At 66.8% G+C, this 21,924-nt stretch carries 24 protein-coding genes; 5 read left to right on the top strand and 19 right to left on the bottom strand.

All coding sequences use genetic code 11. From position 1 onward, the window contains the following. Window positions 1-114: 114 nt before the first annotated feature. On the top strand, window positions 115-738 hold the full coding sequence (locus tag ACFWIX_RS15820; RefSeq protein ID WP_377217088.1) for a class I SAM-dependent methyltransferase: 624 nt from the start codon (window positions 115-117) through the stop codon (window positions 736-738). On the opposite strand, the gene dapF is transcribed toward ACFWIX_RS15820, so the two are convergent. From dapF to ACFWIX_RS15790, 6 genes are all read right to left on the bottom strand, one after another. After that, window positions 710-1,654: a diaminopimelate epimerase gene (gene dapF / locus ACFWIX_RS15815; RefSeq protein WP_377217087.1), complete on the bottom strand. Its 945-nt coding sequence runs from the start codon at window positions 1,652-1,654 to the stop codon at window positions 710-712. The genes ACFWIX_RS15820 and dapF overlap by 29 nt on opposite strands. An 84-nt stretch (window positions 1,655-1,738) precedes the next feature. Next, a complete protein-coding gene (gene miaA / locus ACFWIX_RS15810; protein ID WP_377217086.1) occupies window positions 1,739-2,635 on the bottom strand; it encodes a tRNA (adenosine(37)-N6)-dimethylallyltransferase MiaA in 897 nt (298 codons plus the stop codon). Window positions 2,636-2,638: 3 nt separating this feature from the next. Further along, complete coding sequence (miaB, locus tag ACFWIX_RS15805) at window positions 2,639-4,210, bottom strand: tRNA (N6-isopentenyl adenosine(37)-C2)-methylthiotransferase MiaB (RefSeq protein ID WP_377217085.1); 1,572 nt, start codon at window positions 4,208-4,210, stop codon at window positions 2,639-2,641. A gap of 3 nt (window positions 4,211-4,213) precedes the next feature. Further along, complete coding sequence (locus ACFWIX_RS15800) at window positions 4,214-4,717, bottom strand: regulatory protein RecX (protein WP_377217125.1); 504 nt, start codon at window positions 4,715-4,717, stop codon at window positions 4,214-4,216. Window positions 4,718-4,784: 67 nt separating this feature from the next. Further along, on the bottom strand, window positions 4,785-5,840 hold the full coding sequence (gene recA / locus ACFWIX_RS15795; protein ID WP_377217084.1) for a recombinase RecA: 1,056 nt from the start codon (window positions 5,838-5,840) through the stop codon (window positions 4,785-4,787). 173 nt (window positions 5,841-6,013) lie between these two features. Continuing rightward, window positions 6,014-6,238 (bottom strand): DUF3046 domain-containing protein, encoded by a 225-nt coding sequence (locus ACFWIX_RS15790; RefSeq protein WP_377217083.1) that lies wholly within the window; start codon window positions 6,236-6,238, stop codon window positions 6,014-6,016. Window positions 6,239-6,280: 42 nt separating this feature from the next. On the opposite strand from ACFWIX_RS15790, the gene ACFWIX_RS15785 reads away from it, so the two are divergent. Beyond that, entirely contained in the window at window positions 6,281-6,832 is a 552-nt protein-coding gene (locus ACFWIX_RS15785) for a MarR family winged helix-turn-helix transcriptional regulator (RefSeq protein WP_377217082.1), read from the top strand. Between the two features lie 92 nt (window positions 6,833-6,924). Here ACFWIX_RS15785 and ACFWIX_RS15780 read toward each other — a convergent pair whose 3' ends face one another. The 7 genes from ACFWIX_RS15780 to ACFWIX_RS15750 all read right to left on the bottom strand — a co-directional run bounded on the left by ACFWIX_RS15780 (window position 6,925) and on the right by ACFWIX_RS15750 (window position 14,765). Continuing rightward, window positions 6,925-7,365 (bottom strand): helix-turn-helix domain-containing protein, encoded by a 441-nt coding sequence (locus tag ACFWIX_RS15780; protein ID WP_377217081.1) that lies wholly within the window; start codon window positions 7,363-7,365, stop codon window positions 6,925-6,927. A gap of 188 nt (window positions 7,366-7,553) precedes the next feature. Next, window positions 7,554-8,033, bottom strand: coding sequence for a CinA family protein (locus tag ACFWIX_RS15775; RefSeq protein ID WP_377217080.1), 480 nt, complete (start codon window positions 8,031-8,033; stop codon window positions 7,554-7,556). Further along, window positions 8,030-8,689, bottom strand: a complete 660-nt coding sequence (pgsA, locus tag ACFWIX_RS15770) for a CDP-diacylglycerol--glycerol-3-phosphate 3-phosphatidyltransferase (protein WP_377217079.1) — start codon at window positions 8,687-8,689, stop codon at window positions 8,030-8,032. The genes ACFWIX_RS15775 and pgsA overlap by 4 nt, the downstream gene beginning before the upstream one ends. Window positions 8,690-8,712: 23 nt before the next feature. Beyond that, the gene (locus tag ACFWIX_RS15765) at window positions 8,713-11,592 is read right to left on the bottom strand and encodes a DNA translocase FtsK (protein WP_377217078.1); all 2,880 of its coding nucleotides are present in this window, start codon (window positions 11,590-11,592) and stop codon (window positions 8,713-8,715) included. A gap of 132 nt (window positions 11,593-11,724) precedes the next feature. Next, window positions 11,725-13,416 carry a ribonuclease J gene (locus ACFWIX_RS15760; RefSeq protein ID WP_377217077.1) on the bottom strand — a complete coding sequence of 564 codons (1,692 nt, stop codon included), beginning with the start codon at window positions 13,414-13,416 and terminating at the stop codon, window positions 11,725-11,727. Between the two features lie 40 nt (window positions 13,417-13,456). Further along, window positions 13,457-14,365 carry a 4-hydroxy-tetrahydrodipicolinate synthase gene (gene dapA / locus ACFWIX_RS15755; RefSeq protein ID WP_377217076.1) on the bottom strand — a complete coding sequence of 303 codons (909 nt, stop codon included), beginning with the start codon at window positions 14,363-14,365 and terminating at the stop codon, window positions 13,457-13,459. A gap of 58 nt (window positions 14,366-14,423) precedes the next feature. Then, window positions 14,424-14,765 carry a hypothetical protein gene (locus tag ACFWIX_RS15750; protein WP_377217075.1) on the bottom strand — a complete coding sequence of 114 codons (342 nt, stop codon included), beginning with the start codon at window positions 14,763-14,765 and terminating at the stop codon, window positions 14,424-14,426. Between the two features lie 93 nt (window positions 14,766-14,858). Here ACFWIX_RS15750 and ACFWIX_RS15745 point away from each other — a divergent pair, with 93 nt between their 5' ends. Beyond that, window positions 14,859-16,091 carry a heparan-alpha-glucosaminide N-acetyltransferase domain-containing protein gene (locus ACFWIX_RS15745; RefSeq protein ID WP_377217074.1) on the top strand — a complete coding sequence of 411 codons (1,233 nt, stop codon included), beginning with the start codon at window positions 14,859-14,861 and terminating at the stop codon, window positions 16,089-16,091. Here the strand turns inward: ACFWIX_RS15745 and ACFWIX_RS15740 are convergent. From ACFWIX_RS15740 to glp, 6 genes are read right to left on the bottom strand one after another with little or no spacing between them, the layout of a single operon-like run. After that, on the bottom strand, window positions 16,075-16,548 hold the full coding sequence (locus ACFWIX_RS15740; RefSeq protein ID WP_377217073.1) for a hypothetical protein: 474 nt from the start codon (window positions 16,546-16,548) through the stop codon (window positions 16,075-16,077). The genes ACFWIX_RS15745 and ACFWIX_RS15740 overlap by 17 nt on opposite strands. A gap of 4 nt (window positions 16,549-16,552) precedes the next feature. Then, entirely contained in the window at window positions 16,553-17,323 is a 771-nt protein-coding gene (gene dapB / locus ACFWIX_RS15735) for a 4-hydroxy-tetrahydrodipicolinate reductase (RefSeq protein WP_377217072.1), read from the bottom strand. Window positions 17,324-17,352: 29 nt separating this feature from the next. After that, window positions 17,353-17,826, bottom strand: a complete 474-nt coding sequence (locus ACFWIX_RS15730) for a molybdenum cofactor biosynthesis protein MoaE (RefSeq protein WP_377217071.1) — start codon at window positions 17,824-17,826, stop codon at window positions 17,353-17,355. Further along, the gene (locus tag ACFWIX_RS15725; protein ID WP_377217070.1) at window positions 17,816-18,331 is read right to left on the bottom strand and encodes a molybdenum cofactor biosynthesis protein B; all 516 of its coding nucleotides are present in this window, start codon (window positions 18,329-18,331) and stop codon (window positions 17,816-17,818) included. The genes ACFWIX_RS15730 and ACFWIX_RS15725 overlap by 11 nt, the downstream gene beginning before the upstream one ends. Continuing rightward, entirely contained in the window at window positions 18,328-18,822 is a 495-nt protein-coding gene (gene moaC, locus ACFWIX_RS15720) for a cyclic pyranopterin monophosphate synthase MoaC (RefSeq protein ID WP_377217069.1), read from the bottom strand. Before moaC ends, ACFWIX_RS15725 begins: the two co-directional genes overlap by 4 nt. Further along, on the bottom strand, window positions 18,810-20,030 hold the full coding sequence (gene glp, locus ACFWIX_RS15715) for a gephyrin-like molybdotransferase Glp (protein ID WP_377217068.1): 1,221 nt from the start codon (window positions 20,028-20,030) through the stop codon (window positions 18,810-18,812). The genes moaC and glp overlap by 13 nt, the downstream gene beginning before the upstream one ends. 99 nt (window positions 20,031-20,129) lie before the next feature. On the opposite strand from glp, the gene moaA reads away from it, so the two are divergent. Together moaA and ACFWIX_RS15705 are read left to right on the top strand one after the other, a co-directional pair. Continuing rightward, a complete protein-coding gene (gene moaA / locus ACFWIX_RS15710; RefSeq protein WP_377217067.1) occupies window positions 20,130-21,275 on the top strand; it encodes a GTP 3',8-cyclase MoaA in 1,146 nt (381 codons plus the stop codon). Between the two features lie 8 nt (window positions 21,276-21,283). Continuing rightward, window positions 21,284-21,550 carry a MoaD/ThiS family protein gene (locus ACFWIX_RS15705; RefSeq protein ID WP_377217066.1) on the top strand — a complete coding sequence of 89 codons (267 nt, stop codon included), beginning with the start codon at window positions 21,284-21,286 and terminating at the stop codon, window positions 21,548-21,550. Window positions 21,551-21,924 lie beyond the last annotated feature (374 nt).

The following is a 21,924-nucleotide window of genomic DNA, read 5'->3' as shown; positions in this document are numbered from 1 at the left end:
CGGGCGTAGCCCGCGCCGGATTACTCGAAGATCAGGAACATGCCTCCTAGGGTAGCAGAGGGGCCGCCGGCCGGGTTTCCCTTTACGCTGCAAGGGGAACTACGCTGGCCAGTTATGGAGTCTGCACACTATTTCAGCGCGTCACCCGCCGGCCCGTTCACCAGAAAGCCGCTGACGGTGGAACTCGCAGGGGAAACGCGCAGGCTCCACTCCTCCAGCGGCATCTTCAGCCCCGACGGAATCGACAAGGGAACGGCAGTCCTGCTGGCCAATGTTCCGGCGCCGGCACCCACCGGAAACCTGTTGGACATCGGCTGCGGCTGGGGTCCGGTTGCCCTGACGCTGGCGTTGCGGGCACCGCACGCGAAGGTTTACGCCGTGGACGTCAACGAACGCTGCATCGTCCTGACCAACGAGAACGCGGAGGCCCTGGGGCTGGACAACGTCACGGCCTCCACCCCGGATTCGGTGGACCCGGAGCTTCGCTTCGACACGATCTGGTCCAACCCGCCCATCCGGATCGGCAAGGACGAACTGCATTCGCTGCTGAAGCTGTGGCTGCCCCGCCTGGCTCCAGGCGGAACAGCCTGGCTGGTGGTGCAGAAGAACCTCGGCTCGGATTCGCTGCAGCGCTGGCTGGCGGCCGAACTGGACGACTCGTTTACGGTGACCCGTGAAGCAACCGCAAAATCGTTTCGCATCCTGAAGGTCAGGAAAGCGTCCCTGTTGCCACAATGACAGCCGGGCCGCTGAGCTCGACGTGCTCCTGGCCGCTGGTCCCCTGAAAGAACCTGACTCCCACGGTGCCGCCGGGGACGTGAACCTGCCACGTGTCCGGGGCCTCGGCACCGGCCCAGTGCCGGATAGCAACAGCGGCCGCGCAGGCGCCGGTCCCGCAGGACTGCGTCTCCCCCACGCCGCGTTCGTGCACGCGCATCGTGACCGAGCCGACTCCGCCGTGAACCAGCGGTTCGGCAGGAACGACAAATTCTACATTGGTGCCGTTGGCCGGTGCGGGATCCACCGAGGGGGCGTTGAAAAGCCTGGTTCCGGCCAGTTCACCGAGCTCGGCGAGGGCGACGACGGTGTGCGGGTTGCCCATGCTGACGGACAGCGCGGGGCGGGGCACCTCCAGGCCGTCCGCTGTGACGAGGGAATCCACGGAGCGGGCCGCGGCTTCACCCGGGAAAATGAACGACCAGGGGCCCATATCCACGGCGTAGTCCTCGCCGGTCCGGACCACGGTCTTCACCCCGCCGCGGGTACCAATGGTGAGGGATCCGCCGTCGGGCAGGTCGATCAGGCCCTCCGTGCGCAGGAAGTGAACGAAGACGCGTACCCCGTTGCCGCACATTTCCGAAAGGGAGCCGTCACCGTTGCGGTAGTCCATGAACCACTCGGCGTCGGGTGCAGCTTCCATCAGGCCGCGGCCCTCGGGAAGGAAGCGGGAGGGCACGGCGCGGATCAGTCCGTCGCCGCCGATCCCGCGGTGCCGGTCGCACAGGGCAGCAACCTGCTCTGCGGAAATCTCCTGGCGTCCTTCCGGGTCCGACACCAGGACGAAGTCGTTGCCGGTTCCGTGCCCCTTCGAGAAGCGCAGTCCACCCAGCGTGCCGAGGACGGTTTCGAGGGGCAGCGCAGGGGTGGTTTCCATGGTTCCAAGGGTACCGGCCGTGGGCGGCCCGGCCGAAACCGTTCCAACCCCGGAAGGCTGCACCTCCCGAGAGGCCGCACCTCGCTAAAGACACAGCGCGGCCGCTTTCTCCACAAGGTCCGGGTCCTGCCAGTCCAGCCACTGGATGCGCGGGTCTGCACGGAACCAGGTGAGCTGCCGGCGGGCAAACTGGCGCGTGGCCACGATCGTTTCCCCTGCAGCCTGTTCCACCGTGGCTTCGCCGTCCACCACCTTCAGGAACTGCGAGTACCCGAGGGCACGGGAAGCGGTCTTGCACCTGCGCAGGCCCTGGGCATCCAGCCGCCGCACTTCCTCCAAAAGCCCCTGATCCACCATGGCGTGCACCCGGGCAGCCAGCCGTTCCCTGAGTACTTCGCGGTCCACTTCCAGGCCCACCTGCACGGCCGGCTGGAAGTACTCCCGGCGCGGCATGAAGGAACTGAAAGGCCGGCCGGTGAGCTCGTACACCTCAAGGGCACGGACGATGCGGCGCGCATCCGAAAGCCGTCCGGCGGACACGGGGTCTACAGCGCTCAGCCGTTCCAGCATGGCGGCGCTGCCGCGGGCCGCCAGTTCCTGCTCCAGCCGGGCCCGCACCACGGGGTCGGTCCCCGGGAATTCCAGGATGTCCAGGGCTGCGCGGACGTACAGTCCGGAGCCGCCGGCGAGGATGGCGCGGCGGCCGCGGCGGTGAATGTCCGCGATCAGCTCTCTGGCCTGCGCCTGGAAGTCTGAGACGCTGGCCTCCTGGGTGATGTCCAGTGTGTCCAGGAGATGGTGCGGGACGCCGCGGCGGTCGGCCCCGGTGATTTTGGCGGTGCCGATGTCCATGCCGCGGTAGAACTGCATGGCGTCCGCATTGATGACTTCGCCGTCCAGGCGCCGGGCAAGGCTGACTGCGAGGTCGGACTTTCCGGAGCCGGTTGGACCGACGACGGCGATGACCGGCTTGGTGCCCACCGGTCAGCGGGCGCGCAGTGGCAGCGCCGGCATCCCCAGGGAGACTCCCTTGCCTGCCGCGCCTGTTCCGGGCGCAGGCGCACCGCAGGAGTCTGCCTGCGAACGGTCCCAGGCGTCGCCGGCGCGCGACCGGCGGAGGCTGTAGTCCTCCAAAGTGGGGTCCGCCACGAGGTGGAACGCCGCCGCTTCAGTGATGGTGACGGTGACGAGGTCCCCGGGCCGGGGAGCCGGAGCGCCGTGCGGGACAGAGAAGTGCACCAGGCGCTGGTCCTGTGCGCGGCCTGAGAGCCGGTGGGTCTCCTCTGCCTTTCGCCCGGATTGGGCTGTGACCATGACTTCGACCCTGCGGCCCAGCTGCTTGCGGTTCTCCTCCGCAGCGATCCGGTCCTGAAGCGCGGTCAGGCGCTCAAAGCGTTCCTGGACGACGGCCTTGGGCAACTGGCCGGGAAGGTCAGCGGCGGGCGTGCCCGGCCGCTTGGAGTACTGGAAGGTAAAGGCCGTGGCAAAGCGGGACTGCTCCACCACATCCAGGGTTGCCTGGAAGTCCTCCTCCGTTTCACCGGGGAACCCGACAATGATGTCGGTAGAAATGGCCGCGTGCGGGATCCTTTCCCGGACCTTGGCCAGAATCCCCAGGAACCTGGTGGATCGGTACGACCGTTTCATGGCCTTCAAGATGCTGTCCGAGCCGGACTGCAGCGGCATGTGCAGCTGCGGCATCACGTTCGGGGTTTCCGCCATGGCGTCGATGACGTCATCGGTGAAGGCCGCCGGGTGGGGGCTCGTGAAGCGGACCCGTTCAAGGCCTTCGATGCTGCCGCAGGCCCGCAACAGCTTGGAGAACGCCTGGCGGTCGCCGAACTCCACGCCGTAGGAGTTGACGTTCTGGCCCAGCAGGGTGACCTCGATGGCTCCGTCGTCCACCAGCGCCTGGATCTCCGCCAGAATGTCTCCGGGGCGGCGGTCCTTTTCCTTGCCGCGCAGCGCGGGCACGATGCAGAAGGTGCAGGTGTTGTTGCAGCCCACGGAGATGGATACCCACCCCGCGTACACGGAGTCGCGCTTGGTGGGCAGCGTGGAGGGGAACACGTCCAGCGATTCCAGGATTTCCAGCTGGGCTTCGTCGTTGTGCCGGGCACGGTCAAGGAGGGCCGGCAGCGCGCCAACGTTGTGGGTTCCGAAAACGGCATCAACCCACGGTGCCTTCTTGAGGATGGTTTCCCGGTCCTTTTGGGCCAGGCAGCCTCCCACGGCAATCTGCATGCCCGGGTTGGCGGCTTTCACCGGCGCCAGGATGCCCAAGTTGCCGTACAGCTTGTTGTCCGCGTTTTCCCGGACGGCGCAGGTGTTGAACACCACTACGTCAGCCACATCGCCGTCCGCCGGAATGTAGCCGGCGCCTTCCAGCATTCCGGCCATCCGCTCTGAGTCATGCACGTTCATCTGGCAGCCGAACGTGCGTACCTGGTACGTGCGGGGCTTCTGGCCGCCTTCAGCGGCATCCGGCTGCCGGCCGCGCTCCAAGGTATCGGATGATTCGGGGCCGGACGGGAGGGAAGGGATGGTCAAACTCACCTATTAAGGGTACCGGCTCCCCAGGCCGTCGCCGTCAGGATCCTCGAACTGCCCGTCGAGGACCTCGTTCACGATGCGGAACGCCTGTGACGGCTGGTAGCCCTTGCGGGCAAGCATCGACGCCAGGCGACGGGCGGCTTTGTCGCGCCCGGCCCTGTCGTGCAGGTCCGTGCCGGGACGGAGCTTTCGCTGCACCAGGGCCCTGGCGGCCTCCTCCTCGTCGGAATCGGAGACCTGCGCCAGGGCAGCGTCGGCAGCTTCCTGGTCGATGCCCTTATCGGCGAGCTCACGCCGCAGAGCACCCCGGGCCAGCTTGCGCGACTGCGCCCTGCTCCGGACCCACATTGCTGCAAACTCCGCATCGTCGATCAGTCCGGCGGCCTGGAACTTGTCCAGGACCGCCTCCGCCACGTGTTCCGGAACATTGCGTTCCGCAAGCTTCCGGGACAGCTGCAGCCTGCTCTTCGCCGACGCGGTCAGCTGCCGGTAGACGATGGCTTGGGCCACTGACACGGGATCCGGCTCGGCGTCACCAAATCCGGGCGCGCCAAAGTCATCGCTCCCGCCCAAGGACCTAGAACCCGTCAACGGCCTTCAGCTTGGGCGAGTCCTTGGCATCCGCTTCGGCCGGCTTGACGCCCACCCCGAGCTTTTCCTTGATGAGCCGCTCGAGCTCCGCGGCCAGTTCCGGGTTGTCCCGCAGGAACCGGCGGGAGTTCTCCATGCCCTGGCCCAGCTGGTCGCCGTCGTACGTGAACCACGACCCGGACTTCTTGATAATGCCGTGTTCCACGCCCATGTCGATGATGCCGCCCTCGCGGGAAATGCCCTGGCCGTAGATGATGTCGAATTCGGCGACCTTGAAAGGCGGGGCCATCTTGTTCTTGACGATCTTGGCCTTGGTGCGGTTACCGACCGAGTCGGCGCCCTCCTTGAGTGTCTGGATGCGGCGGACGTCGATGCGGATGGAGGCGTAGAACTTCAGGGCCTTGCCACCGGTGGTCGTTTCCGGGGAACCGAAGAATACGCCAATCTTCTCGCGCAGCTGGTTGATGAAGATGGCGGTGGTCTTGGTCTGGCTCAGCCGGCCGGTAATCTTACGCAGCGCCTGGCTCATGAGGCGGGCCTGGAGGCCCACGTGGCTGTCGCCCATGTCGCCTTCAATTTCGGCGCGCGGGACCAGGGCGGCCACGGAGTCAATCACGATGACGTCCAGGGAGCCTGAGCCCACCAGCATGTCCATGATTTCCAGGGCCTGCTCACCGGTGTCCGGCTGGGAAACCAGGAGCGCATCCGTGTCCACACCCAGTTTGGCGGCATATTCGGGGTCCAGCGCGTGTTCGGCATCGATGAACGCCGCGATGCCACCCTGGCGCTGGGCGTTGGCCACCGCGTGCAGCGCAACCGTGGTCTTACCGGACGACTCTGGCCCGTAGATCTCGATGACGCGTCCGCGCGGCAGGCCGCCAATTCCCAGAGCGACATCCAGCGCGATGGAACCGGTGGGAATGACTTCGATAGGTGCGCGCACCTCATCGCCCAGCCGCATGACCGAACCTTTGCCGAACTGCTTATCAATCTGGGCAAGAGCTGCTTCCAGCGCTTTTTCACGATCCGGGGCTGCCGCCATGGTTGACACCTCTAATGCTTTCTCGATGGTGGCCTCAGCGGCCGTTTGTTGGTCATCTCTGACGCTAAGGGGAACCACTGACATTCAGGCCGGATGGGATCGGCTATGTGGATAACCCGCTGATTCCAGCATAGCTTTATCCGAACAGGTATTCGAAGAAGCGGGTGGGCGTGTCAGTCGCGTCGAGGCGCGATGTCGCGGCCCAACCGGCGTTCGGGGGGAACGTCCTGGACATCGCAGACGGCGAGCCATACCCTCCGCGGTTCCACTCCGGCCGCCAGCGCCTGGTCCGCGGTGCGGCCGCCCACTCCGGCCAGCACCAGCGTGCTGCTCAGCACCCTCGAGTAACCTGCACCGAACTCGTCATCCATAAGCCGCCAGTAGTCGCTGATCCGCACCGGTAAATCCTCTCATGACCGCGGAGCCCTAGACTTGTTGCCATGAGCAACACGCCTGATGCCCCGTCGCCGGACTCCGCACCGGGCCCCGCCACGGACGATGCGTCGGTGGATGAGGTCCTTCAAAGCGTTGAACACCAGCTGAGCCTTTTCTGGCGCCGGGCCAGGGCCATCTCCAACCAGCTGTCCCGCCAGGTACACCCGGACATGGAGCCGGCGGCTTATGGATTGCTGACAGTCATCCGCCGCGAGGGTCCGATCCGGCTGACGGACCTCGCTATGAACATCGGGGTGGGTAAGCCATCCGTCAGCCGGCAGATCGCGTTCCTCGAAAGCATCGGGCTCGTGTCCAAGGAAGCGGATCCGCAGGACGGCCGTGCGCAGTCCATCCAGCTGACGGCAAAGGGCGAAGAAAAGATGAGCCAGGTCCAGGACGCCCGAAAGCAGGTGTTCCGCGAGCGTTTGGGTTCCTGGCCTATCACGGACCTGCAGGAACTCGCCCGCTACATGGCCAAACTCAACGCAACCTACGAAGGCGACGGGTTTCCCCGCGACAGCGGCACCCCCGAAGGCGGTGGACCGGGAGCGCGCTAGAGATGCGTGCATCGGAAAACGCCAAAGCCCCCGGCAGCTGACCGTAGTCAGCCGCAGGGGGCGTCGGATACCGTCTCTGGCTGCCGGCAGCCCTAGCGGGCGCCGGACAGCAGGCCGGTAGCAAGTTCGTCGGTGAGTTCCGTGTTCAGGTCGCGGCCGTAGCGCTGGGAGAATTCCTGCGGGACGGTGTCCGGGACGGTGACGCCTTCGGCCACGGCAACGCGGTCGCTGACTTCCCGGAGCATGCTCGACAGCGGAACGTCCAGGGCCGTGCAGATCGAGGACAACAGCTCGGATGACGCTTCCTTCTGGCCTCGTTCAACTTCGCTGAGGTAACCCAGGGAGACACGGGCGCTGTGCGACACTTCACGGAGCGTACGCCCCTGACGCTGGCGGACATCGCGCAGGACATCACCGATTTCGTGACGAAGTACAACCATCTTGCGCTCCTTCTGTTCGCTCTTGCCCTGATCGGCGAGGCCCACATCCTTCCAGCGGACAACGCCGTTTACGGATACGGGCTGCTTTACCATCTGTATCGCCTTGCTCCCTCATTGGTCAGGTCCGCCGCAGCGAACCGTCGTGGTCATTTCATCCTAGGCGCCTCCCATCCCGGGAAGCGACACAATGTAATAACTAATCGGTACCGGCTTTTGTTCCCGGCTACTTAACTCCCGGTAACTTCTGCCGCCGCATCATCCGCGGCAGCCGTTGCGCGGCCTCAACGGGTGAGGGCTTCAAGCAGCCGTTCCAGCGCTGCGGCGCAGGCCTGGCCGCGGATGTCGGCGCGGCTGCCGGTGAAGGAATACTCAAAGGCCGCCGTGCCGGACGCTGCGGCGACTCCCACATACACCCGGCCGACCGGTTTTCCGTCATGTTCCTCCGGCCCCGCCACCCCGGTGGTGGCGATGCCGATATCCGCGCCGAGGGAGTCCCGGGCGCCTTCCGCCATGGCGGCCGCCACATCCGGATCCACGGACCCGGCATCGGCCAGCAGCGCGCCGGAAACGCCCAGCAGCGTCTCCTTGACGGAATTCTGGTAAGCCACCACGCCGCCCTGCAGCATACCCGAGGCGCCCGGGGTGTCCGCGAGCACCGCAGCCAGCATTCCAGCCGTCAGCGACTCGGCGGTGGCGACGGTCATGCCGGCTGAGATGGCGGTTTCCACTGCCTGCGCCGCGAGGTGGTGGAGGTTGCTCATGCCGGCTCCTGTCCCGGAACGTCGTTTCCCTTGGCTTCCTGGGCGTGCCGCTTGCCTTCGGCGCGCAGGCGAAGCGCCTGGACCACGTATTCGACGCCGGTCCACACCGTAATGGCGACGGCCGCCATCATCACGGCAAAGGCGATCCACCCCAGCCAGGGCGCGATGGCGCCCAACGGCAGGAGGTACAGGAAGATTGCGGCCGTCTGGATCACTGTCTTGAGCTTGCCACCGCGCGATGCCGGGATTACGCCGTACCGGATCACGAAGAAGCGGAGTCCGGTGATCCCCCACTCCCGGACCAGGATCACCAGCGTGGCCCACCAAGGCAATTCGCCGAGTACCGAGAGCATCACCAGGGCCGAGCCCGTCAGCAGCTTGTCGGCAATGGGGTCGGCAATCTTGCCAAAATCGGTGACGAGGTTGCGGCTCCTGGCAATGTCGCCGTCGAGCTTGTCCGTGTAAATGGCGACGGCGAACGCGGCCACCGCCGCCCAGCGCCAAGGGCCTGCCTCGCTCCTGAGCCCGGGAGCGTCAGCGATGAGGAACCAGACGAAGAAGGGCACCAGCGCGATGCGGAGCATGGTCAGGACGTTGGGAAGGTTCCAGACCCCGGCACGGCCAGGGCCGGCGGTGGTTGCATCAGTGCTAGTCACGTTTCTAGGCTACCGTCCCTGGGCTAACGCCCGGTGAGGGACCAGGCGTCTTCGGAGCCGTCGTCGTCCTCCCCGTAGCCTCCCGGCGCGGAATCGGAGCCGTCGTAATACTCGACGTTTTGCTTCCGCTGGTCCAGGTCGGCGGCCACCAGGTCTTCGGCGTAGCCGCCCTGGGCAATGTTGGCGTTGGCGTTGTCGCTGAGCGCGGCCGTTTGGGAATCGGGCGTTGCGGGCGCTTCCTGGCCCTTCATGGCGGCCAGGACGGGCGCGAGGTCGTCCGGCTTGACCAGCACGTCACGTGCCTTGGACCCTTCTGACGGGCCCACCACGCCCCGGGATTCCAGCAGGTCCATGAGCCTGCCGGCTTTGGCGAAGCCGACGCGCAGCTTGCGCTGGAGCATCGAGGTGGAGCCGAATTGCGTGGTGACCACGAGTTCCGTCGCCTGGAGCAGCACCTCGAGGTCGTCTCCGATGTCGTCGTCGATCTGCTTCTTGGGGGCCTCGGCGGCCACGTCATCGCGGTAGCTGGCCTGCAGCTGTCCCTTGACGTGTTCCACCACTTTGTGGATTTCGGACTCGGTGACCCACGCGCCCTGCACGCGCATCGCCTTGGAGGCGCCCATCGGCAGGAAGAGCGCGTCACCCTGGCCAATGAGTTTCTCGGCACCCGGCTGATCCAGCACCACGCGGGAGTCGGTCACGGAGGAGGTGGCAAAGGCCATGCGGGAGGGCACGTTGGCCTTGATGAGACCGGTCACCACGTCCACGGACGGCCGTTGGGTGGCCAGAACCAAGTGGATGCCGGCGGCGCGCGCCAGCTGGGTGATGCGGACAATCGAGTCTTCGACGTCGCGCGGAGCCACCATCATGAGGTCGGCAAGCTCGTCCACGATGACCAGCAGGTACGGGTAGGGACGGATAACGCGCTTCGAGTCCGGCGGCGGCTGCACCTTGCCGGCACGGACTGCCTTATTGAAGTCGTCGATGTGCTTGAAGCCATAATTGGCCAGGTCATCGTAGCGGGCATCCATTTCGCGGACCACCCACTGCAGCGCCTCGGCGGCCTTCTTGGGGTTGGTGATGATGGGGGTGATGAGATGCGGGACGCCTTCGTACGCGGTCAGTTCCACGCGTTTGGGGTCCACCATCACCATGCGCACTTCGTCCGGCGTTGCGCGCATCAGCAGCGAGGTGATCATGGAGTTCACGAACGATGACTTGCCCGCGCCCGTGGCGCCTGCCACGAGAAGGTGGGGCATCTTGGCCAGGTTGGCCACCACATAGCCGCCTTCGACGTCCTTGCCGACGCCCATCACCATCGGGTGGTCGGTGCGGCGGGCGTTCTGGCTCCGGAGCACGTCGCCCAGGGACACGGTTTCACGGTCCGTGTTGGGAATTTCGATGCCGATGGCCGATTTGCCCGGGATGGGGCTCAGGATCCGCACGTCGCTGGAGGCCACGGCGTAGGAGATGTTCTTGGACAGCGCGGTGACCCGCTCCACCTTCGTGCCCGGCGCGAGTTCGATCTCGTACCGCGTCACCGTCGGTCCCCGGCTGAACCCGGTGACGGTGGCGTCCACGTTGAACTGCTGGAGGGTGTCCGTCAGCGCAGCGACGACGGCATCATTGGCTTCCGTGCGTTCCTTTGGGATGGAACCGGGGGTCAGGAAGTCTGAGGCCGGCAGGGTGTATGTGACGTCGCCTGCCAGGGAAAGCTGTTCCGTCCGCTGCGGGATAGGCGTGGGCGGCGGTGCCGGGGTGACAGGGTTCGCGGGCACGTGCGGTCCGGCGGCAGGTGCCGCCCCTGCAGCGGCCATCCCCGGAGTGATCATCGGGATCGCTTCGGTGGCGTTCTCGCCGGCCGCCACACCCGCGCCGATGCCCTGCGCGGCCTTGATCTTTTCGACGGCGATCTCCGCCTGGGTGGGCCGCCGCACGCCCGGAGCCGGCTTGGGCGGCTGGGGCTCGTCGTCGTCAATGACCGCGTGTTCAAAGGCTTCATCGCCGACGTAACCTTCCAGGCCGGCGGCGGACTCTTCGTCCTTGCCGAACATCCGGCGCCGCTTCTTCTTGGGCCGGTCAGGCTGGGGACGGTCCAGGTAGCTGCGGTCATGGCCCGCAGCCGGGTCCTGCTCCATCAGGTCGATGCCCATGAGGTGTTCGTAGGCTCCCCGGAGGCGCCGGGGGATGGCAGTGAACGGCGTGGCCGTGATGATCAGCAGGGAGACAAACGCCAGGACGCCGTAAACGGCCAGCGGTACTGCGGGGTGGATGGCGGCCAGGGGTGTCGCGGCGAGGAAACCGAGCATGCCGCCGGCTGCACGCAGGCCGTCGAAGCCCTCGGCCACTGTGGGCTGCCCGCCCAGGACGTGGGCAAGGCCGGAGCCGGCGAAAGTCATGATGAGGAAACCGATGCCTACGCGGTTGTTGCCGCGCCCGTCGGACGGCTGCCGGAAAAGCCTGAACGCGCAGACGAAAAGCATCAATGGCAGCAGGAGCGCCATCCAGCCAAAGGTTCCGTTGACCACGGCGTGAACGGCGTCCGGGAACCAGCCCGTAAGCCCCCACCAGGCGAAGGTGGCAATGAAGACCGCAAGTACCAGGTTGAAAAGTGCGGCGCCGTCGCGCCGCTCCTCGGCAGGCAGATCGCTGACGTCATGGCCGATGCGCCGGACTCCCCCACCCACGAGGTGCCCGATGCCAAGCCACGCCCCGCCAGCCACGCGCAGCAGCCATGGCTGGTGGTGTTCGACGGCGGGAAGGGCGCGGGTGCGCGATGAACCGGCCGACGTAGCGGACCGGCCGGCCTTGGAGGCGGCGCCGCGGCTTCCCGCACCGCCGGATTTGGTGGCGGAGCTGCCCCTGCCTGATCCCCTGGGCGCGGAAGTAGTACGTGTGGCCATACTGCCACGCTACCGGAAGCAGGCCCCGGTTCCCCGGATTTACTGCCGTCCCGCGCTGTTCCCCGGCACACGTTTAAGCGCCTGTGCCCCGGTTCAGGCGAACCGGGGCACAGGCATGGCAGGGTGGCTGGATCAGGCCTCGAGCACCACGGGGATGATCATCGGCTTGCGGCGCAGCTTGCGGTTGACCCAAGTGCCCACGACGCGGCGGACCACTTGCTGAAGCTGGTGCGTGGTGTGGTCTGCATGGTTGAGCACGGCCTCCTCCAGCGCTGCGTTGATCTTGGGCATGATGTCGTCGAACACGGAGTCGTCCTCCGCCACGCCACGGGCGTGGATTTCGGGACCCGAGACGACCTTGCCGGTGGCGCGGTTGATGACCGTGATGATGGAGATGAAGCCCTCATCGCCGAGCACGCGGCGGTCCTTGAGGTCGGCGTCGGTAATTTCGCCAACGCTGGAACCGTCCACATAGACGAAGCCAACTTCCACCTGGCCCACGATGTCCGCCTGGTGGTCCCGGAGGTCGATGACCGTTCCGTTGTCCGCGAGGATAACGCTCGCTTCCGGCACGCCGGACTCGATGGCGATCTTGCCGTTGGCGATGAGGTGCCGGGTTTCGCCGTGCACGGGCATCGCGTTCAGCGGCTCGAGGATGTTGTAGCAGTACAGCAGTTCGCCGGCAGCAGCGTGCCCGGAAACGTGCACCTTGGCGTTGCCCTTGTGGATGACGTCTGCGCCAAGCTTCAGCAGGCCGTTGATGATCCGGAAGACGGCGTTTTCGTTGCCGGGGATGAGGCTGGAGGCCAGGATCACGGTGTCGCCGTCACCCACCACCACCCGGTGGTCGCCGTTTGCCATGCGGGACAGCGCGGCCATTGGTTCGCCCTGGGAACCGGTGGACATGAGCACCACGCGGTTGTCCGGGAGGTTGTCGATGTTCTTGATATCGACGATCAGCCCGGCCGGAACGTCCAAGTAGCCGAGCTTCTCGGCGATCGCCATGTTCCGCACCATGGAGCGGCCTACGAAAGCCACTTTGCGGTTGTGCTTGGCGGCGGCATCCAGCACCTGCTGGACGCGGTGCACGTGCGAGGAGAAGGACGCCACGATGATGCGCTTGGTGGCCTGGCCGAACATCCGTTCCAGTGTGGGGCCGATTTCCTTCTCGGCCGTGGTGAAGCCGGGGACGTCCGCGTTGGTGGAGTCGGACATGAACAGGTCCACGCCTTCTTCGCCGAGCTTGGCGAAGTGGCGGAGGTCGGTGATGCGCCCGTCCAGCGGCAGCTGGTCCATCTTGAAGTCGCCGGTGTGCAGCACGGTGCCGCCGGCGGTCCGGATGAACACGGCCAGGGCGTCGGGGATGGAGTGGTTGACGGCCACGAACTCGCATTCGAACGGACCGAACTTCTCCACCTGCCCCTCTTCCACGGTCAGCGTGTAGGGACGGATGCGGTGCTCCTGCAGCTTGGCCTCGATCAGGGCGAGCGTCAGCTGCGATCCGACCAGGGGAATGTCGTTGCGCAGCCGCAGCAGGTACGGCACAGCGCCGATGTGGTCCTCATGGCCGTGCGTCAGCACAACGGCCACCACGTCATCGAGGCGATCCTCGATGTAGGAGAAGTCCGGGAGGATCAGGTCAACGCCCGGCTGGGTCTCTTCCGGAAAGAGGACGCCGCAGTCAACGATCAGCAGCTTGCCATCGATTTCGAAGACGGCCATGTTCCGGCCGATCTCCCCCAGCCCGCCCAGCGGGACAATCCGGAGCGTGCCCTGCGGGAGGCGGGGCGGGGTGACAAGGCCGGTAAGGGCGGTTTGGGTCATATTGCACTACTTTCCAGGCGGAAGGTGCCGGGCTTCACCGTCAGGAGAAGACCAGCCCTGCTTCCGCCAAATCCCCGCGGATGGTTTCGATCTCGGTTTCGTCCGGCTCCACGAGGGGCAAACGGACAATCGAGTTGGGCAGGACTCCCTGCCATTTAAGAATCTGTTTGGCGGCTACGGCGCCCTGGACCCGGCTCATGGTGGCGCGGACCACGGGCTGGAGTTCGAAGTTGATCTTCCGGGCCGTGGAGAGGTCGTTGGCATTGACCGCGTCGATGAGCTCGCGGAACCGGCGGGTGGCCACATGGGTGGTCACGCCGACCAGGCCGACGGCGCCCAGGGCCATCCACGGCAGGGTGAGCCCGTCATCTCCCGAGTAGAACAAGAGGTCCGTCTCGGCCATGACGCGGGTAGCGGCGACGAGGTCCGCCTTCGCATCCTTGACTGCCACGATGTTGGGGTGCTGGGCCAGCCGGATCATGGTGTCCGGCTCGATGGGAATCGAGGAGCGGCCCGGGATGTCATACAGCATGACGGGTACGTCCACGGCCGAGGAGATGGTTTCGAAGTGCGCCCGCAGGCCAGCCTGGCTGGGCTTGTTGTAATACGGGGTGACCAGGAGAAGGCCATCGACGCCGAGCTTCGCCGCCTCCTGCGACAGGTGCACGGAGTGGGCGGTGTCATTGGTGCCGGTACCGGCAATGATGGCCGCGCGTCCGCCGACGGCTTCCTTGACCGCCCGGAACATGCCGAGGTTTTCCTCGTCCGTGAGGGTGGAGGTTTCGCCGGTGGTGCCGGTGACCACCAGTCCGTCGCAGCCGTCATCCACGAGCTTAGTGGCGAGCGCTGCGGCCTGGTCGTAATCCACGGCGCCGTCCTTGGTGAACGGGGTAACCATGGCGGTCAGGAGCGTGCCAAGGGCAGGGATGTGCGCGGAATTGTCAGCCATGGAAAAAACGTTACCCTGTCCCGCACTGGTTAGGACAATGCCGCGGCCGTGATGAAGATCAAATTGCGCTGTCCGGAGCGGACGGCGCTCCGCAGTAGCGGCGGACAGCCGCCTCCCGCAACTCCCCCGCCCAGGCCTCGAGCCGCTGGGCTGCCCGCACATAGTGGAACAGCTCCACCGGAGTGAGGGCGTCCAGATCCGCTTCCGCGAGTCGGCGGGCCAGCTCGGCCCCCACGGGCTGCGCGGAAAGGGTGACCCCTTCACGCTCCCACTGCTCGTCCTCGGGCGGCCGGCCGGCAACCAACTGGCGGAACAGGTAGTCCACCACCCCTGGACTCATGGCCTTCATCACCCCGGCACGGGAGTCCGGGGCGGCAGGTACATCGGGTGACGTTTGCATGAGGCCACTTTATTCGAACATATCTTCGAATACAACACCTCTTCTGACGGCCGTGACAGGCGGCTTCCCGGCCCCGTGTGAGAGCATCGGCTCATGACCCCCCGCACCCAGGCACGGAGTTCTGCCGCCAGCAACCGGGCGGGCTCCGGGCGCCTGTACGGGATCGATGCCGCGCGCGGGCTTGCCCTGTTGGGCATGATGGCCACCCACCTGCTGCCCACGTTCGAATCCAATGCCGAGCTGACACCCACCTGGGTGGGGCTGGTGTTTTCCGGCCGGGCTTCGGCCCTGTTCGCCGTTTTGGCCGGCGTGGGCCTGGCACTGTCCACAGGGAAGCATCGGCCCCTAGCCGGCCCCGAACTCTGGGGAGCCCGCCGCGGCATAGCGCTCCGCGCGCTGGTGATTGCCGCCGTCGGACTTTCCCTGGGCGGGCTGGAAGTCAACGTGGCCATCATCCTGGTGCACTACGCCGTGCTGTTCCTGTGTGTCCTGCCGTTCCTCGGGATGGAGCTCAAGCGCCTGTGCGCGTGGACGGGCGGCTGGATCGTAGCGTCCCCGGTGCTTGCCTACCTGCTCCGGCCCTGGTTCCTTGCCCCGGAACCTCCACTGAAGCTGGGCCACAATCCCTCGTGGGAGGACGTGTCCACCCCGTCCCGGCTCCTCGGCGACATCTTCTTCACTGGGTACTACCCCGCCTTCCAATGGCTGTCCTACTTCCTGGTGGGACTCGTCGTCGGCCGGCTTGTCCTGGACCGGGCAATGGTGCCGGTGGTGCTGCTGGTGGGCGGGCTGATCGTTGCCCTGCCCGCCAAGTGGCTGGGCACTGCCGCGATGCAGGACTGGGGCGGCCTGGCGGCGCTGGAAAACGTGATCAACTCCCCCGGCTATCCACTGGAGAACATCCTGCAGGTGAACCTGACCGGCATCCCGCAGGAGGATTCGTGGTGGTGGCTGGCTTCTGCGGCCCCGCACTCGGGCACCACCCTGGACCTACTGCACACCGCGGGAACTGCACTGGCCGTGATCGGGGCCTTCCTCCTGCTGGAACGGCTGGCCGCATGGGTGAACCTGGACCTGCTGCTGCCGCTGCGGGGTGCCGGCGCGATGACCCTGACCCTGTATTCCGCACACGTCTGGGCGATGTCCGGCCTTTACGGCGAGCCGGTCCCCAGAGGGTGGACCGAGGAAGGCCTGTTCTTCGTCCAGGGAGCCATTGTCGTGGCGGTTGGCGTGGTGTTCGCAGTGCTGCAGCGCCGTGGTCCACTGGAGTGGGTGGCGCACTCCGCCGCCCGGTTGGGTCGGGGAAAGGTCAACGCGCGGCGCTAAAGAGCCGCCCGGCGTCGCGCATTGCCGCCCGCGCACGCTTCCGGTCCCCAGCAGCGTCGTAGGCGCAGCTGAGGCGGAACCAGGAACGCCAGTCGTCCGGTGCGGCTTCGGTCTCGGCCCGGTACTTCTCGAACTCGGCGTCGGCGGCGGCCCGGACGATCCGCCCGGCGGGAGTGCGGGGAAGCTCGTCGACCGGCAGTCCACCCTCGGCCTCGAGGATCTTGGCCATCTTTTCCGTGCGGGCGCCGAACATCAGCTCGCGGATCAACGCCCAGGCGCCGATGGCCGGCAGCACCAGGTAGGCGGCGCCGATGGCCTTCGCCGTCACGTTGGGGTCTGCCAGGAGCAGCACCGAACGCTGGAACGACACCACGAGGTAGAAGACCAGCAGCAGTGTCACCGCGCCCACCCAGATCTTGGTGCGGTTCTTCCGGAAGGCGTCCATCACGGCCGGCATGCCGCTAGAGTCCCAGGTCAAGGTAGCCGTCCAGGCCTACGGTGAGGCCGGGGTGGGCTGCCACCTGACGCACGCCCAGCAGGACGCCAGGCATGAACGAGGCGCGGTCATAGGAATCGTGGCGGAAGGTCAGCTGTTCGCCGGGACCTCCCAACAGCACTTCCTGGTGCGCCACCAGGCCGCGCAGCCGCACGCTGTGCACACGGACGCCGTCCACGTCACAGCCGCGGGCACCGGCGAGTTCGCTGGTGGTGGCGTCGGGGCTTGGCGCAACCTGCGCCGCCGCGCGCTCTGCGGCGATGAGCTGGGCGGTGCGGACGGCGGTGCCGGACGGCGCGTCCACCTTGTCCGGATGGTGCAGCTCGATGATTTCGACTGATTCGAAGTACTTCGAGGCCTTCGCCGCGAACGCCGACGCCAGCACCGAGCCGAGAGCAAAGTTGGGGGCGATCAGTACGCCGGTGCCGGGGTGTCCTGCCAGCAGGTCCTTGAGGGCGGAGAGCCGCGCTGCGTCCCAGCCCGTGGTGCCGACAACGGCATGGATACCGTGTTCGACGGCGAATTGGACGTTAGCCTCGGTGCTTTCCGGCACGGTCAGGTCAACCAGGAACTGGGCACCGGCTTCCGTGACGCGCTCCAGTGAGTCGCCCCGGCCCAAGGCTGCGACAAGTTCCATGTCGGGTGCGGCCTCGACTGCCTTGACGGCTTCGGCGCCCATGCGGCCATTGGCGCCCAGCACGGCGACACGGAGGAGGGCAGGGTTTTCTTCGGTCATGCCGTTAACCCTACCGGCGGAAGCGGGAGTCAGCCGCCGGCGCCGACCCACTCCACGGTGCCATCCGTAAAGAACTGTTCCTTCCAGATGGGCACCTGCTCCTTGATCCGGTCCACCAGTTCAGAACACACGGCGAAGGCCTGTCCGCGATGGGCGGCAGAGACTGCGCAGACAAGGGCAGGATCGCCGATTTCCAGCATGCCGATCCGGTGTGCGGCCCAGATGCGGACCGGTTGGGCAGGAGCCTGGCTGGAGGCCTCACCTTCTGTCTGCTCGGCAACCAGCCGGGCAACGACGTCGGCCATCACCTGGTGCGCCGTGGGGTGCGCACTGTAACTCAGCCGCTCAACCTGCTTGCCGCCGTCGTGATTCCGCACCACGCCGCTGAAGCTCACCACGGCCCCGGCCGTTTCGCTTTCGACGGCCGCGATTGCCTGGTCCACCGAGATCGGGTCCGCGCTGAGGACGGCGTGGACCACCTCGAATGCCTGGTCAGTGCCCATGTACGCCTTCCAACTGGTCGCAGAGGTGCCCGATCACCGGGTCCAGGACGGTCAGCCCGTCCATGACGCCCTTGGGTGATCCGGGCAGATTAACAATAAAGGTGCTCCCGGCGGCGCCCGCGTATCCGCGGCCCAGCGCAGCAAGCGGTGTCTTGGCGGCGCCCGCGCGGCGGATCGCCTCCATGATGCCGGGAATTTCCCGGTCGAGGAGCGGCAGGGTCACTTCGGGCGTGCGGTCGTCCGGGTTCAGTCCGGTGCCGCCGCTGGTGATGACGACGGCGGGACGCTGGGTGAGCAGGGCCCGCACCGCGGCGCCCACCGGGTCACCGTCCGGGACCACCATGGCCGGGAAAACGTCGAAGCCGTGCTCGGTGAGCCAGTCGGTGATCACGGAGCCGGTTTCGTCGTCATACAGTCCGGCCGCTGCGCGTGTTGAGGCAATGACCACCCCGGCTTTCCTGCCGTGGACGTCGCCGTGGCGGTGGGGTTCGGGAGAGGTGCTCACAGGGTCCAGTCTCCGCTCTTGCCGCCACTCTTTGCCAGGACTTTGATGTCCGTCAGGACGGCGTGCTTATCTACGGCCTTAATCATGTCGTAGACGCTGAGCGCGGCCACTGAGGCTGCCGTCAGTGCCTCCATTTCGACACCGGTGACGCCCCGGGTCTTGACCGTGGCGACGATGGTGACGGCCTCGGCGTGCAGCGAGAAGTCCACCGTGACCTTGCTCAGCGGGAGCGGGTGGCACAACGGGACCAGCTCGGGGGTCTTCTTGGCGGCCATGATCCCGGCAACCCGTGCGACGGCGAGGGCGTCGCCCTTGGGGAGTCCGCCGGAGCCCAACAGCCCCATGACTTCCCCGGTGGTCCGGACGGTGGCGGTGGCCGTGGCCTCGCGGGTGGTCTCTGGTTTGGCGGAAACGTCCACCATCTGGGCGCTGCCATCCTGGCGCAGGTGCGTCAGGGCCGGCGGGGTCTGTTCTTCATTCACAGTGTCCATACTTCCACTTCGTCCCCGGCGTTTAGAGCCGATTGTCCTTCCGGGACGTGGACCAGGGCGTTGGACCCTGCCAGCGCGTGCATCAGGTGCGAACCGGGTCCGCCCTGGAGTTCCACCGTTCCGTCCGGGTGCAGTGTGCCGCGCCGGACCTGGTGCTTGTGGGCCGGCGATTCGAGCGGGTGCCGCAGGCGCGCACGGACCCGCGGCCGGGGCGCTGGGGCACCCAGGAGTTCTGTCAGGGCCGGCCGGAGGAACATCTCGAAGGACACCAGGCAGCTCACCGGGTTTCCGGGGAAGCCAAGGAACGGCACGCCATTAACGGTGCCGATCCCCTGCGGGCCGCCCGGTTGCATGGCGACCGGCAGGAAATCCACCGGCTGGTCCGCCAGTGCCTGCCGGACCACTTCGTAGGCGCCCTTGCTCACCCCTCCGGTGGTCACGATGAGATCGGCGCCGGCTGCTTCGGGACGGAGCAGTTCCAGCAGCTCCGCCGGGTTGTCCGTTGCAATGCCGGCACGGCGCACCCGGAGTCCGGCCTGGACCATGGCCGCTTCGAGGAGGGTGCCGTTGGCGTCGTAGATCTTGCCCTCGGGCAGTTCCTGTCCCGGCGCCACCACTTCATCGCCTGTCGTAACCAGGAGAACCGTCACCGTTCGATAGACGGTCACCTCGGGCAGGCCGAGGGCCGCGAGCAGCCCCAGCTGGGCCGGTCCCAGGAAGGAGCCGGCGGGCAGGGCAACGTCCCCTTCCCGAAGGTCGCTGCCCACCGCGCGGACATAGGCTCCGGCGTCCGTGGCCGGCAGCATCACCACCGGTTCCTCGTCCGCGGCCAGGAACCGGTCCGGCACCGCCTTTTCAATAGGCACGACGGCGTCTGCCCCCGCCGGGATCATGGCACCGGTCATGATGGGTGCCGCTGTCCCCGATGCCAGCGCTGGCGGCGTCGCGCCCGCTGGAACCGGGGCCGAGACGCGGAGCCGGGAGCCGTCGTCGTGCGTTGCTCTTTGCGTATCCGGGGAGCGGACCGCATAGCCGTCCATCTGCGAATTTGCGAACGGCGGAAGGCTGACCGGCGCGATAACTGGATGCGGCAGGCCCCTGCCCAAGGCCTGGACCAGGGGCAGCACCTCGGTGCGGCTGGACGAGCGGAGGTCCACAAGCAGCGCGACGACCGCGGCACGGTGGGCAGCGATGGTTCGGGGAGTCATGCGGGCGCCTTCGGTTGCGGGCTGTGGACAGGGTCCACTCTAGCCAGCGCTGCCCGCGTCATGTGTGATGGGCCACCCAACGTGGCGTAGCCTGAAACCATGACTGTCCAGTTAGGCATCCCGCAGCCCCGGGAGGAAGGTTCACGGCCGGCGCTGCCGGAACCGGCCCCCAGGCCTGGTGACGCTCCGGACGGCCTGGCGGACCGCTATGGCCGCCGTGCCACGGACATGCGGCTGTCCCTCACCGACAAATGCAATCTGCGCTGCACCTACTGCATGCCTGCCGAGGGCCTCGAATGGCTGGCCAAGCAGGCGGTGATGTCGGCGGAGGAAATCGTCCGGATCGTGCGGATCGGCGTGGAGCATCTCGGCGTGCGCGAACTGCGCCTGACCGGCGGGGAACCGCTGGTGCGCCACGACCTCGTAGACATCATTGCCGCGCTGCGCCGCAACCATCCTGCGCTCCCCATTTCCATGACCACCAACGGCGTCGGGCTGGCGAAGAAGGCCGCAGCGCTCAAGGCGGCCGGACTGACGCGGATCAATGTGTCGCTCGATTCATTGCACGAAGAGACCTTCACCCAACTGACCAGGCGGCCTTTCCTGGACCAGGTGCTTGCGGGGGTGGACGCCGCATGGGCCGCCGGGCTCGGGCCCGTCAAGCTGAACGCGGTGCTGATGCGCGGAATCAATGACGCCGAAGCTCCCTCCCTGCTCGCGTGGGCGCTGGACCGCGGCTACGAGCTTCGCTTCATCGAGCAGATGCCGCTGGACGCCGACCACGGCTGGACCCGCCGCAACATGATCACCGCCGCCGAGATCCGCACTCTTCTGTCCCGGGACTACGTCCTTAGTCCTGATCCACGCTCCCGCGATGGGGCGCCCGCCGAACGCTTTGAGGTACGACGGCGGGCGGCGGCTTCCGGGTGTTCCGGTGACGCGGGGGCCGCCTTGGGTCCCGTGTTGGGGACCGTGGGGATCATCGCTTCCGTGACCGAGCCGTTCTGCGCCGATTGCCGCCGGACCCGGATCACAGCCGAGGGGAAGATTATGAGCTGCCTGTTCTCCCGTGAAGAGTTCGACCTCTTGGGGCTGCTTCGTTCCGGCGCCGACGACGCCGCACTGGCACGGCGCTGGCAGGACGCGATGTGGCTCAAGCCCAAGGCCCACGGCATGGACCACGTGGGACTGGACGCTCCGGACTTCGTCCAGCCGGATCGCAGCATGAGTGCCATCGGGGGCTGATCAACCGCATGAACGTACGTTATTTCGCTGCCGCGCGCGCCGCTGCAGGGCTGGAAGAAGAACGCTTCGACCTTCCTGCCGGATCGACAGTGGCCGATCTCCTTGACGCAATCCTGGCCGTCGAACGCGCCACGCCGCCGGCCGGGACGCCGCCTCTTCCCCGAATCCTGGCCCGCAGCAGCTTCCTGCGCAATGAAGTTGCCGTGCGGGATCACAGCACCGCTTTGGAGGCGGACGACGTCGTTGACGTGCTGCCTCCTTTCGCCGGCGGGTAACGGCCCGGGCGGCGGTAACGGCCCGCTCCGGGGTAACGGCGCGCTCCGGGGTAACGGCGCGCTTCCAGTCCGCTTCGGCCTATGTTCCGGGACCGGTCGCCTATGTCCTGGGATTCGGACGCATGGCCCTTCGATCCTGCGGACAGGTTTTTCCGTGATGCTCCCGGCTCAAATTGTCGGACCCGGGTTGGATGATGTGGGTATGGGTTTTGGTGGGGGTATCGGGTTGGCGGTGGAGGCTGTTGGGGGCTCCGCCGCGCGCCTGGATGCGCTGGTCCTGCAGGCCGCCGAACACGCGGAACCCGGTCCCGCTGGCCCTGATGACGCGGCTCCTTCTACCGGCGAAGCGAATACTGCCGGTGGGGTGCGGGATT

It is taken from the genome of Pseudarthrobacter sp. NPDC058362, from assembly GCF_042723515.1.
Taxonomy (GTDB): Bacteria; Actinomycetota; Actinomycetes; order Actinomycetales; family Micrococcaceae; genus Arthrobacter.
This window is presented reverse-complemented; position numbering and strand designations above follow the sequence as displayed.